The following is a 12,996-nucleotide window of genomic DNA, read 5'->3' as shown; positions in this document are numbered from 1 at the left end:
GCGTACCATTCAAATGCCAATGCTATTCAAAAAATTCATAAGCAAATCCATATTTTCACCTATCTTCCGCATTTCCTCTTCAAAACGGCCCCTGCTCCATATCTCAATGACCCTAAGCATACCTACAAGAACCACATCCCTGTCCAGGCCTGCATATTCTCGGAAGTTTGAAGGAATGAGGACCCTCCCCTGAGAATCGAGGGCACAATCCACAGCTCCAGACATGAAGAAACGCTGAAATGAACGGATCTCCTTTCGCAAAATGGACTGGTGCGCCACTTTCTCCTCAATGATCCGCCACTCATCGTAGGGAAACACCATGAGATATCCGTCCCATTTAGTTATGACGAGACGGTTATCATACTTCTCTGAGAGCACCTCACGAAAACGAGAGGGAAAGATTATACGGCCCTTTTCATCAATGGTATGATAGTACTGCCCCCGGAATGTAGACACGGGATTGTCCTCCACAACAATCCACTTTGCTCCACTATAGGGGGGAGTAAAAACCTTGTCAAGGGAAATTTAAAAATCATTTTCTCTGAGATCGATAGTTCTGAACCGCAAGGTTATGGTCTTCAAGTGTGGATGAGAATCGGTGGGAACCATTTCCATTAGAAACAAAGTACAGATAATCCACCTTGGCAGGATAAAGGGCAGCCAAAAGAGAATCCCGTCCAGGGTTCGCAATTGGTCCAGGAGGCAATCCATAAATCCTGTAGGTGTTGTAAGGGTGATCAAGAAGCAAATGGGTCTTGGTGATAACTCCATTAAAGTCAATATTATAAACTGCCGTCGGATCACTCTGAAGTTTCATTCCCCTTTTCATCCGGTTGTGGAAAACAGCTGATACGAGAGGTTTCTCAGCACTGTAACTGGTCTCTTTTCCTATAATAGATGCTAACGTGACCCACTCGTGGACACTCATGCCCATCCGTTCAGCCCGCTGTCTAAGCGCAGGTGTCGCCACTTTCCAGAACTGCTTTACCATCGTCCTTATTATATCCCGAGCTGTCATAGATCTATCAAAAAAATATGTATCAGGGAAAAGATACCCCTCTATGCTATTCGCTTCCACTCCCAGTGAGGAAATAAATTCCCTGTTGTATGCCCAATAAAGAAATGTACTTTCATCGACCAAACCTTCGGCCGCAAGTCGGGCGGCGATTTCCTTCAAGCTCAGATCTTCAGGCACTGTAATTCTATACTTCTTTATGTCCCCCACGAGAAGCTTCTCTATGATCTCTAAAGGCGACATAGAAGTGGAAAATTCGTATTCTCCTGCCCTTATCTTCCGTGCCGCACCCTTAGCAATCACCAGAACACAGAAGAGAGGCCTATTATTAACTAACCCTGCCTCATCAAGAAGATTTACTATCTGGAAAAATTTAGTCCCTCGAGGGATCTCTATAAGAATAGTCTTTCTGTCACTTGACACTGGCCCGTATGCATAAACAATTAAAATAACGAGCATCAAAATAAAAACCAAAAAAATAGGGTAAAAAATTCCCCTACTTTTAAGCAAATTCACGAAAAACCACCCCCACCTTTTCGCCTGCGGGCTTCAAGAAAACCTTGAAGGATGACCGCGGCAGCCATGCTATCAACAACCTCCTTTCGTTTTTTCTTCCTTACACCCGCTTTCTCCATCAATTCCCAAGCCTCCCAAGTTGAAAGGGTTTCATCCCAGAGAACCACCTCTCTGCCCGTGGCTTTCTCCACCTCCTTTGCGAAAGACTTTATTTTCCGACATTGCACGCCCTCCGATCCGTTAAGGCAAACAGGATAACCCACAACAATAAGCTCTACACCACGACTCTTTACTAGTTCACATATTACAGCGATGTCCCTCTGCTTACTGCCTCTGCGAATAGTAGTCAACGCAAAGGCGCAAAGCCCCATATCATCGCTAATCGCCACTCCTATTCGCTTTTCACCGTAATCTATTCCTAGTATAGCCATTTACAAAAATCCCAAACCACTTCGAAAGTAAAGCTTATACTAATAACTTCTTTAAAATTTCAAGGCATATTTCCCCCTTGACTTTTTAACCTGGCCCATATTATGCGTAATATAGTGCCGGAGTGGTGAAACTGGTAGACGCAGGGGACTCAAAATCCCCCGACCCCTGAGGTCATGTGGGTTCGAATCCCACCTCCGGCATCAAATCTTTGGCTTTCTCAACTCAAAAACAAGCCACAAAGGAACCTTTACACAACCCTGAAAAAAGACTCATCAAATTCTGGTTTGCCCTCGTAGCGTTTCATAAATGTGCCTGGATATTTATCAATATCATCAAAGAGAGAAGGGTCTATATCTATTCCAGCCTTGTGAAATGCCTCCACTATGTCGTTTAGTTTCGGCGGGCATCCCTTCACTGCGATCAATTCTTTTATGTCAGGGTGGTCTTTATTAGCCTGATACATACATTTTCCAAGAAGTATCGTTTTGTTTTTACCTTTGGAGGGCCTCATGGATTTTCCCGTGAGGACCTCCACTTCATCCCAAGGTTCACCTTTCCAGGCCCTGGCAATCGCTGGGAGTATAAGCGCGTTGATTCTTGAACAATAGGAACACATAGTGAGGTCGTATTTCCTGTAATAAAGTCCCTTTATACCCATCATAGCTAAAGACGATGGAAGAGAATCATCATCCGTGTAAGGAAAAGAATACTCATAATGCAAGCCGATCTCATCTATTCTCTCACCCAGTATTTCCACATCTGAAAGATCCAGCGGTCTATTACATTCTTTTGCAGCATATACTAAATGAGGAACCTCGCGTGGTTCGTAGCCAAGAACCTTCGCCCCCACCATATCAGCTGATAAAATATCTGAGGAAGCAATGAGTATGTCAGTCCTCCTTATTCTCCCGTCAAAACTGGGTCCCCTTTCGTTCGAGTAGATACCATCGATAAGAGTCAAAGTAGGAGGGAGCTTTAAGGGAAGTCTGGATATCATATAATGAAGATTTTTTGCCGGATCGGTGCCGTGGCACCTTCTCCGTGAATCGATGTCCAGGAATCCTTTTAAATTTTTAATTCCAAGACTAACAACAGTCTGGGCATGCGTTTTGAGGACTGGAACATTTACCACAAAGTCACTCTGAAGCACATCGGCATTTACGCGCAACACAACCCCATCTCCAAAATCAACCTTTTCGAAGAATCTTTCGAAAACATTCACCACTCTTACCCCGTACCTTTTTTTAAGTGTGCCGTACCCAAGAGTTTCGAATGCATGGGCTGGCGTTTCTCTATCCTTCGGATCATATGTGATAGTGCCTTCTCCAATTGTTATATCTTGTACTCCCATTTCTTTCAGGATTATCACCACATCCTCGATAACCCTAGACGTCGTTATAACTCCCCATTTGGGAAACGCCGTAACCTTTGTCCAGAAAACAATATTGGGTTTTATAAAGACCCTTGCATTGTGCGGTAGATGATCAAGCCCTTTACAAAGACTAACCACTTTTTCGACAGACTCGTATGGTTTCTCGTATTTCACAATTGCTACCTTCTTTCGATCCATAGTTGAACCCCCTTTTTGTCCGTTGAATTGAATAAGATTATACTTTCCTTCATTGTCAAGACATCTTTACAATAAAACCTGATTAATGCACCACTTCAAGCTCCGTATCTCAAACCCCAAAGATAAACAATTTACAAAAAAGTTTTTTATAGGCAGATAGTATAACGGTTTATTTAAAGCGAGCCGTTTAGTCTATATCAATCACACGAGTCAGTAAAATATACCTCAACGGGCCTCCCATATAAACAGCAAGAGGCTCTAAGAGTAGTAAACAAATGAGGGTTTTCCCAAAACAGATTCTTTACCTTCATCCTTTATCAGCAGCAATATCAATGCTTAGCCACTAATTCAAACTATGTTGGTAAAGAGGGTTTAATGTTTGAAGGGACTAAAAATTTTTTAATTTTTTATCTATTGACTGCCAAAGTTCCTTCACAATATATAATACCGTTACAGAAAGGTAAAAATGAACAAAGACCAAATCTTCCGAAGCAATTTCTTCGCAAATGGCCGGCTAAAACTCCATTATCTAACAGGAGGTACAAACATAAAAGAGCCTTTACTTCTCCTTCACGGTATTGGAGACAGTGCCTGGATCTGGGAAAACCTTGCAAAAAGTGCCATGGATACCCATTACGTTATAGCTCTCGATCAGCGCGGTCACGGTCTCAGTGACTGGACGGATCCACCCGCTTATAAATGCGAGGATTATATTTCAGACATCCACGCACTCACCGAACATTTAAAACTGAGAAAAATGGTTATTGTGGGCCATTCCATGGGGGCACTTCATGGAACGCGGTTTGCAACCCTTTTCCCGGAAAAAGTGAAAGCACTCGTACACACAGACATAGAACCTGCTCCCCCAGTGTGGAATAAACGATACCTTGAAAAGCTCTACTTATCGCTAACACAAAGTTTCTCATCAATAGAAGAATACGTCAATATACTAAAAAAGAACAGCACATACGCAGAAAAAGAGAGCCTTTCTCGATTCGCCTTGCATAATTTAAAAAAGACGGAAGACGGCAGCTTCTGTCTCTGTTTTCATAGGGAGGTGCTCCGCAATTTCGACAATTACGACCTAAGACCTTATCTAAAATACATAGAATGCCCCACAATGATCGTACGAGGAGAGGAAAGTCGGGTGCTCACAAGAGAAGGAGCTTTTAAAATGAGCACTTTAATTAAGAACTGCCGCATACATGAAATTTCCCGGGCAGCCCATCCTGTAATGACGGATAATCCAAAAGAGTTCACAAAAGCTGTAATGGACTTTCTATCACAAAAAAAGTGTACAGAAAATGGCAACATGTAAGCTCTGCGGTAAATATCCTGTCTCACGGTCGCTTCTTATATGCGGCGATTGTATCAAAAATCTATCAGGCCCCGAGTTAGAAGAACTAATTCTAAAAACTCACAAACAGAGTCGCTATCCACTTCCGGCAACACCACCCAAAGAAAGTGGTGGTGTCACATGTTTTCTTTGCCCAAACCGCTGCTGTATAGAACTTGGAAAAAGGGGGTTTTGCGGACTCAAAGAGAACAGAGATAACCGACTAGCCGTGATTGCAGGGGACAGCAGAAAGGGCCTCGTCACTTGGTACCATGATCCCCTTCCAACAAACTGTGTGGCTGACTGGGTGTGTCCCGCCGGTTCACAAAGTGGTTACCCAGACTATTCATACACACCTAACAAAGAATGCGGATATACGAATCTTGCTGTTTTTTTTGGAGGCTGCTCGTTCGATTGCCTTTTCTGTCAGAACAGGAGCTACCACGCAATGGCCGTAGAACCTAGTGAATTACACACTCCCGAGGAACTGGTGGATGCTATAACAGAACGCACAGCTTGCCTGTGTTTCTTCGGGGGAGACCCTTCCCCACAGATGCCCTTTGCTCTAGAAGTATGCCGGCTTGCTATCAGAAAAAAAAGGGGGAGAATCCTCCGATTATGCTGGGAAACAAACGGAAACATACATGAAACTTTTATCGACGAAATGGCTGAGCTTTCTCTGATTTCAGGAGGTTGCATAAAATTCGATTTGAAAGCCATAAACGAAAACCTCCACCGTACTCTTTCTGGGGTAAGCAACAAAAAGACAATGGATAATTTTGCCTATCTCGCAAAATTCATCCCAAAACGTCCCGATCCTCCATTCCTCGTGGCAAGTACACTCCTCGTTCCAGGATACGTCGGAGTGGAAGAAGTAGCAGGAATTGCCAGATTTTTAGCTCAACTTGACCCTGACATACCCTACACGCTCCTTGCCTTTTTTCCGCACCACTTTTTTCGGGATCTCCCCCTTATGAGCTGGAAAGAGGCAGAGCAGTGTCGTGAAACGGCTTTGCAAGTGGGACTCAAAAGGGTAAGGTTAGGAAATGTTCATCTTCTTAAGTAAATTTACGTTAATCAGATCATATAACTTTGACAACGCAAAGAGTGAAGTACTCAGAGGCAAACCGAAATAAAATTTGGGAGGCATAAGCATGAATCTATTTCTTAACCCCGCTTCAGTCGCCGTAATTGGCGTTCCTAGGAAAACTGGTCCCGGAACTTTCAACAATGTGGAAATGATGCTTCGCTATGGTTACAAGGGGAAAATATACCCCGTAAATCCCAATGCCTCACATATATGTGGCCTAAAAGCTTATTCCTCTGTAGATGATATCCCTGAATCACCCGATCTGGCTATCATCTCCGTGAGTAGGGACAGAGTGCTTTCAATTGTAAAACAGTGCGCAAAAAAAGAGATAAAACGCATCATTGTTATCACCCAGGGGTTTGCAGATGCAGATGACGTTGGAAAATCTCTCCAAGAGGAGCTTACCCAATTTGCCAAGACAAACGGTGTAAGGATAATGGGGCCTAACACCATGGGAGTCTTAAACAACTACGATTGCTTCACCTCATCTTTTGTCGATAAACCCCGTCCAGAGAAATTCGCACCTGTGTCACTTATAGCCCAGTCTGGCGTTTTCCAGGTTGCTTCGCATGAAATATTTTATGGGGACATAGGGAAAGCGATAGACATAGGAAATGCATGTGATGTGGACTTTGTAGATGCCCTAGAATACTTTGGTAAGGATCCCCAAACGGAGATCATATGCATACACATGGAGGGAATAAAACGGGGCAAGGCCTTTCTGGAACTAGCCACAGACATAACAAAGAAAAAACCAATTGTTGTGCTCAAAACGGGTAGAACAAAGTACGGAGGGGAGATGGCCCTCTCCCACTCGGGATCTCTTGTGGGCGAAGATCACGTATTTGACGCTGCCTTTCGCAGGGCAGGTATTATAAGAGTGAAAACGATGGACGATTTAAAAACAGCCGTTCACGCCCTCCTATTCCTCAAAGAAATGAAGGGACCCCGTGTTGCGGTGATTACGGTCACGGGTGCAGGGGGTATCATTTTCGCCGATGCAGCGGAAGAACAGGGACTCATCGCTTCGAAACTACCTGAAGGTCTTGCAGAAAAGCTTACACAGGGGCTTCCAGACTGGCTTCACGTAAAGAATCCTATTGATATATGGCCAATCGGAATGATCGGTAAAGGTTTTCGTGAAGCCTTTTCTGAAGCGCTGGAGTCATTACTTACATCGGATGAGGCTGATGCCATCATCGGTATATTCCCCGTCTCCAACTCGCCATTACACCAAGATCTGAAAATCGTAGATGTCATCGATGAACTCAGAAAAAAAACAAAGAGTGATAAACCTCTTGCAGTATGGCCCTACTTGGATCGAGAGTACTTTGTTAAAGACTTAGAGAAGATTGATCGTACCGCCTGCTTTGAATCAGTGGAACAAGCTGTTTTAGCGCTCAACTTTGCACTTCAAGCAACAAAAAACAAAACATTGAAGAAACCCGAAGTGAGAACTTTCCCCTACGATGAGGAAAAGGTTTTAAAACTCAAGCAAAAGGGGAAAATACTAGTAGGTGATGCAGCACAAGAATTACTCTCTGCCTTTGACATACCCACTCCAGAATCTAAAACTGTTTACTCCATAGAGGAAGGGCAGAACGTGGCGGCAGCAATTGGGTACCCCGTAGTGCTTAAGGTCACCGGCCCGGAATTTCTTCACAAAAGTGAGTGGGGAGGGGTAAAAACCGGGATTCGTAACGCCACAGAATTGAAAAGAGCATTCAAACGTATAGAATCAAACGTGCGAAAAATAAATGCTGAATTGAGCATTTCATCCTGGCAAATACAGAAACACATCGTAGGCAAAGAACTACTTCTAGGGTTGAAAAAGGATCCCCAATTCGGGCATGTCATCGCGTGCGGACTTGGAGGAATTTACACAGAGGTCTTTATGGATATCGCAAGAGAGCTCACCCCAATTGGTAGAAAAGAGGCAGAAGAGATGATAAAAAGACTAAAGATCTATCCCATATTGAGAGGTGTCAGAGGTGAAAAGCCTGTAAATATTGAAATGCTTATCGATATTTTAGAGAGACTCTCATTCATGGCTCAAGTTATTCCAGAAATACAGGAGATGGACTTGAACCCTGTCATCGTTTCAGAAGAAAAATGCGTCCCAGTAGATGCGAGAATTATCTTTGAGTAAAAGGGCTTACTGATTATCCAGGTTTTAGATTAACCCTGCGTTCTAATTTGATAAGAAACGGAGTACCCCGAAATGTTCCAGGTGATGGATTACTCCTGGTTTTGGGTACACTTCACTCCTGCTTGCTGAGACTAAACCAGATCCACTTATCAGAGCCGCCAGTTTCCATCCTCAGAGAATACCGCGATAAAAATCGCTCAAACTCAGGCAACTTGTTCCTGGACACGAGAATGAGGTGCCTCCCACCAGAGGTCCCCGTGGAGATTTGATACAGCAGATCATCAATTTTCATATTGAAACGGTGGTCGACATTTTCCCCAGCAACCCTTTGGAGTTTACCTTCCATGTAAAATTCAAGTCCGTAGAGTTTGTCCTCTGAAAAAACGTAGTAATGCGCCCCTCTACCCCCAAGTCGAATACCCGCTTCATAAACGGCGCGCATATCGTTTCTATTAGGGTAAATAGCAACTATCCATTTTAAAGTGACGAGGATCACAATGCTGAAGGTAGCAACGATAAGGATACGCCTCGTGCCCCATAAACCTTCCTCACACACGTGATTGGCTATGAGCAAAGATACTGGAGCGTAAAGGGGTAGAACATAGAGGTGTAAGCGGCTCTTAGAGAAGGAGAAAACAATGAGAGGAATCAAAATCCATAAGAAGAGAAATGCTGTTTCTTCTCGTTTTTTGATGTTGAGGATAAAATTCTTCACACCTGCTTTGAATGTAGAGATCATTCCCCGTAGAGTAAAGTATAACCAAGCACCCTGACCTAAAACAAGAACCGGCAGAAAAACAGTGATAGGCGCATACCATTGGGGATTATGTCCCTTTTCCGAAGCAACACGCTCTAGCACCTCCACCCTTAAAAAATAATCGAGAAGCTCCGGATTTCGGTAAATAACAAAGCTAAACCACGAGAAACCTACTATAAGAAAAACGAAAATACCTGCAAAATAGAAAAGTTTAACAGGTCTTTCCCGCTTTAGATTCCACACAAGAATAGCTAAAAAAGGTAGAAGGGCAGGAGGACCCTTGGTTAAAAATCCAAGTGCAAAAGCCAACCACATTCCACAAATAAAGAAGCGCCGCACCTTAACCCTAATTTCCCTGTACGCCTTCACATAAAAGAAAACAGCCAGAACCTCCCATAAAGTAAGCACTGTGTCAGTGGATAGGGCATTTGCAGCAAAAACGGGAAATGGTGAAGAGACATAGATCAATCCCGCAACGAATCCCCTTTTCCAGTCCCACAACGAAACTCCAAAAAACGAAACACAAACACTTGTCAAAAGAAACGCTAGAGCGTTTCCGGTCCGCAGACCCCATTCATTCAACCCAAACACCTTTATTCCTGCCACTTCAATCCAGTAAAAAAAGGGGGGTTTAGTCCAGTGAGGCCTATAGTCCAGGGTGGGTACGAGGTAGTTGCCCTTTTCGAGCATTTCCCGGGCAACCTCAGCATATCGTCCTTCGGTGGTCTCGTAAAGCCCCCTGGTGCCTTGAAATGCAAAGGCAACAACACCTGCCAGCAGAGCAACTACTAGAATCGCTGAAATTCGAGAATCACAAATTTTATTCAGAAAGAGAAGCTTTTTCACGCCGTATCAGGTAAAGATTTCTCACATACACGATCAATCCAACAGACTGACCAAGAATAAAAACAGGATCACGACGGTATATGGCATAAGCAAGTAACAATGCCGCACCAACGATGCTCAGATACCAGAATAACACCGGCATCACACTTTTACCTGCTCGTTCGCTCGCTATCCACTGTACCAAAAAACGCGCAGAAAAAAGACCCTGAGCCACAAATCCAACTACAAGCCAAAATGTGTTGGTCATAAACCCCTCCGCTGCGTATTGTCCCCGGAACCTGGAAATTCGCATTTTACCGAGGGGAAAACAAATCTTTTCTGCATCCACTTAACTCCAAAAATATCGACCAATCCCACCCATAGCCTATTGCGTATACCATATTTCGTTTTCCCCCTGAGACGTTGACGGTGATTCACAGGGGTCTCGATTATCTTCGTATAACCTGCCATTCTAACAAGAGTGGGGAAAAAGCGGTGCATTCCCTTGAAAAGAGGGAGATGGGTTACACAATACGACCTGAATGCCCTGAGAGAACATCCAACATCGGTTACACGATCTCCGGTTGCCCAGTTGCGAAAATTATTGGCAATCCAGGAAGAAATTTTCCTAACCAGCGAATCATGCCGTTCCAATCGAACACCATTCACCATATCTACATTCCGCTCCATAAGGAGTCCGACAAGCCGAGGAATGTCAGAAGGGTCGTTTTGCCCATCACCATCGAGGGTAACAATAATATCACCCCTCGCCTTTTTAAACCCGACAAAAAGTGCTGCCGATTGACCAAAGTTACGTGACAACTGTACAAATCGATGGTGAGGATCTTCCCTGGCAATTCTCTCCAAAATCAGGGGAGTTTCATCACTAGATCCGTCATCAACCCATATGCATTCCCAAATATCGAATTGTGACCCCATAACCGCATTAATCTCCGCTGCGAGAACCTCTATGTTCTCCGCCTCATCCTTCACAGGTATGACTATACTCACCTCAGTTTTCACAGAAAGGCAACCTAACACTAAACGTTTTTATTTGCAAAACTTCGCTCGAAATCCACTACAACTTTACGACAACACATTTTACGAAACAAAAAGTACTATGGTGAAAATCTTTTCTCATCCTCCTCCATAACGCGTTTAAAATGTTCAAGAGCCCGTGCAACAAATTCGGGATCTAGCGATCTAGTAGGAGACGGCGTTGTATAAAGACGTTTTGGAAGAGTTAAGTAAGAAATGGCGAATTTCTCCCTCACTTTAAATCGAAACTTGTTAAAGTAGATAAAATGACCAAGTTGCTGCAGGTCTCCTTCTTTAAATTCATATCCCGTAGTCTTCAAAAGCTCCAGGACTACCTCGGGTGTGTATATACCTCGAGCAAAGAAACATACAACTAGAGAAGATAATACTTGTCGCCATCTTTCTTCACAAAGTAGTACATCTACAAGTTCCTCTGGTGAAACTTCCCTTTCCAAAAGTAGCTTTTGATCAAAACTATAACCTGCATTATCGAGATGGCTATGGCGAAGGCCAATGAGAACTCCCAAATGAGCACCAGGACCTGTATGGTACCCCGGCATTTCGTTTCCTCCGAGAACAAGCGCAAAATCTTTGCCGCCGTACATCTCGCTTGCAAACTTTACTCCCCTTGCAAGAGATCGATAGAATTCGTTTGGCTGCTCCACAATCATTCGACATGCCTCCATATAGCTCTTCACATCCCCCCAAGAAAAACAAACACCCATCGTATCTTTCACAGAGATCAGACCCTTTTCCATCGCTTCCGTCGCCCAGGCGAGCGTTACACCCGTAGTCATAACATCCATACCTAAGGCCTCCACCCTGTCCATTAGAACAAGAAAATCCTCCGGATTCTTAATCCCGAGCATCGTTCCAAGCGCATAAATAGGCTCGTAATCATATGAAATCATGGAGGTTTTATAAAAGTATGGCTCATCCTCATAGGGCTCTCTCAAAGCAGCGATGTGAATACATCCAACAGGACAGTGAGCACACGCAAGTCTCCGTCCCAGAAAGCGGGCTGCAAACGTTTCTCCTGAAAGGTTTAACGCGCCTTCAAAGGATGTTTCCTGAAGATTCCTAACTGGTAAACCCTTGAACCTATTTAAGGACAATACGTTTTCTGCCGTTCCCAGATCATGATACTTTTTCATAACTGGTGAGGAAACAGCAAGATCGTAGATGTGATCGTAAAGTTTTCTGTAGCCTTTAAGATCAGCGATGGGAATCATCCGTTTGCCAGAAATGACCACAGCTTTCAACTTCTTACTACCAAAAACAGCACCCAAACCAAGACGGCCGAAGTGTCTATAAGTCTCTGTAGCTACCGACGCGTAAGTTACAAGTTTTTCGCCTGCTGGACCAATCCTCATAATTGTTCGAAGTCCCGCACCTTCTTCCCTTTCTCTTATCACCCGTCCCGTGGAATCACTCCTCATACCCCAAATCGACGAGGCGTCGTGAAAAGATACTCTATTCCCATGAACAGCCACATATAAAGGTATTTCACTTTTTCCTTTTATGACTATTGCACCGTATCCCGCCATACGAATGGCAATTGCACTGCGACCTCCACAGTGACTTTCCCCAAGATTTCCCGTGTGCGGCGACTTGAACACAGCCACGGTCTTCGAAGCCAGCGGGTAGAGAGCCGTCAAGGGACCTACAGCAAATACTATTGGATTCTCTTCCCCCAAAGGATCGCAGTCAGGTGGGCATTCCTCGTGCAATAGAGCAATTGCCGCACCGGTGCCTCCCAGATACTTCGCGAAGAGGTCACGTCGCTCAAGTACATAAAAAGACTTGCGCGTAAGATCAATGTAGAGAACGTTGCTTAGAGGATCACCGGATAACATACTCGAACTTCTCTTCTCTCATCCCCAACACATGATGGGGACAATAGCGTACACAGAATCCACAGTGCAAACAGATCATAGGCTTATTAAGCCCCTCATCCCACATTACCGCTCCCAAAAGGCATGCCTCTTTACAATATCCACACCCTATGCATTTAGACATTGCCATTCGCACACCACCACCCGTCCGGGGAGTCAGGGCCTCAGTGGGACATACCCTGGCACACGGTGGGTCAGAACAGGCCCTGCAGACGATTACCTTGAATCCGCGTTCCATACCCCCTATAGACTTCACAGATATGCATGACCGTGCAAGACCCGCCCCTCCCTGCCTGCGGGTGCAGGCGAACATGCAGCTCTGACAACCCACACACCTTTCGGTTTCCAAAACCACCAATCGCATAGGGTAGAA

General features: G+C 44.4%; 12 protein-coding genes and 1 tRNA gene. 4 read left to right on the top strand and 9 right to left on the bottom strand.

Annotated elements, in window-relative coordinates; genetic code table 11:
* Positions 1 to 9: 9 nt before the first annotated feature.
* The 3 genes from mraZ to ruvX form a co-directional block, all read right to left on the bottom strand.
* A complete protein-coding gene (gene mraZ / locus N2317_02475; GenBank protein MCX7816363.1) occupies positions 10 to 456 on the bottom strand; it encodes a division/cell wall cluster transcriptional repressor MraZ in 447 nt (148 codons plus the stop codon).
* A gap of 76 nt (positions 457 to 532) precedes the next feature.
* Positions 533 to 1,531, bottom strand: coding sequence for an endolytic transglycosylase MltG (gene mltG, locus N2317_02470; protein MCX7816362.1), 999 nt, complete (start codon positions 1,529 to 1,531; stop codon positions 533 to 535).
* Positions 1,528 to 1,962 (bottom strand): Holliday junction resolvase RuvX, encoded by a 435-nt coding sequence (gene ruvX / locus N2317_02465; protein ID MCX7816361.1) that lies wholly within the window; start codon positions 1,960 to 1,962, stop codon positions 1,528 to 1,530. The genes mltG and ruvX overlap by 4 nt, the downstream gene beginning before the upstream one ends.
* Positions 1,963 to 2,078: 116 nt before the next feature.
* Between ruvX and N2317_02460 the strand changes: the two genes are divergently transcribed.
* A tRNA-Leu gene (locus tag N2317_02460) sits at positions 2,079 to 2,163 on the top strand.
* 47 nt (positions 2,164 to 2,210) lie between these two features.
* Here N2317_02460 and N2317_02455 read toward each other — a convergent pair.
* Positions 2,211 to 3,533, bottom strand: coding sequence for a DUF362 domain-containing protein (locus tag N2317_02455; GenBank protein ID MCX7816360.1), 1,323 nt, complete (start codon positions 3,531 to 3,533; stop codon positions 2,211 to 2,213).
* A 466-nt stretch (positions 3,534 to 3,999) separates the two neighbouring features.
* On the opposite strand from N2317_02455, the gene N2317_02450 reads away from it, so the two are divergent.
* From N2317_02450 to N2317_02440, 3 genes are all read left to right on the top strand, one after another.
* Positions 4,000 to 4,851 (top strand): alpha/beta hydrolase, encoded by an 852-nt coding sequence (locus N2317_02450; GenBank protein ID MCX7816359.1) that lies wholly within the window; start codon positions 4,000 to 4,002, stop codon positions 4,849 to 4,851.
* Positions 4,838 to 5,935, top strand: coding sequence for a radical SAM protein (locus N2317_02445; GenBank protein ID MCX7816358.1), 1,098 nt, complete (start codon positions 4,838 to 4,840; stop codon positions 5,933 to 5,935). The genes N2317_02450 and N2317_02445 overlap by 14 nt, the downstream gene beginning before the upstream one ends.
* Positions 5,936 to 6,023: 88 nt before the next feature.
* A complete protein-coding gene (locus N2317_02440) occupies positions 6,024 to 8,108 on the top strand; it encodes an acetate--CoA ligase family protein (protein MCX7816357.1) in 2,085 nt (694 codons plus the stop codon).
* Between the two features lie 112 nt (positions 8,109 to 8,220).
* Here N2317_02440 and N2317_02435 read toward each other — a convergent pair whose 3' ends face one another.
* The 5 genes from N2317_02435 to N2317_02415 form a co-directional block, all read right to left on the bottom strand.
* Positions 8,221 to 9,711, bottom strand: coding sequence for a glycosyltransferase family 39 protein (locus N2317_02435; GenBank protein ID MCX7816356.1), 1,491 nt, complete (start codon positions 9,709 to 9,711; stop codon positions 8,221 to 8,223).
* On the bottom strand, positions 9,686 to 9,958 hold the full coding sequence (locus N2317_02430) for a lipid-A-disaccharide synthase N-terminal domain-containing protein (GenBank protein ID MCX7816355.1): 273 nt from the start codon (positions 9,956 to 9,958) through the stop codon (positions 9,686 to 9,688). The genes N2317_02435 and N2317_02430 overlap by 26 nt, the downstream gene beginning before the upstream one ends.
* Complete coding sequence (locus N2317_02425) at positions 9,955 to 10,713, bottom strand: glycosyltransferase family 2 protein (protein MCX7816354.1); 759 nt, start codon at positions 10,711 to 10,713, stop codon at positions 9,955 to 9,957. The genes N2317_02430 and N2317_02425 overlap by 4 nt, the downstream gene beginning before the upstream one ends.
* 95 nt (positions 10,714 to 10,808) lie before the next feature.
* Positions 10,809 to 12,584, bottom strand: coding sequence for an aldehyde ferredoxin oxidoreductase family protein (locus N2317_02420; GenBank protein MCX7816353.1), 1,776 nt, complete (start codon positions 12,582 to 12,584; stop codon positions 10,809 to 10,811).
* Entirely contained in the window at positions 12,571 to 12,972 is a 402-nt protein-coding gene (locus tag N2317_02415) for a hypothetical protein (GenBank protein MCX7816352.1), read from the bottom strand. The genes N2317_02420 and N2317_02415 overlap by 14 nt, the downstream gene beginning before the upstream one ends.
* Between the last annotated feature and the right edge of the window lie 24 nt (positions 12,973 to 12,996).

It is taken from the genome of Syntrophales bacterium (genome assembly GCA_026417625.1).
Lineage (GTDB): Bacteria > Desulfobacterota > Syntrophia > Syntrophales > UBA8958 > JAOACW01.
The sequence above is the reverse complement of the archived record's forward strand: the minus strand, read 5'-3'. Positions and strand labels throughout refer to the sequence as shown.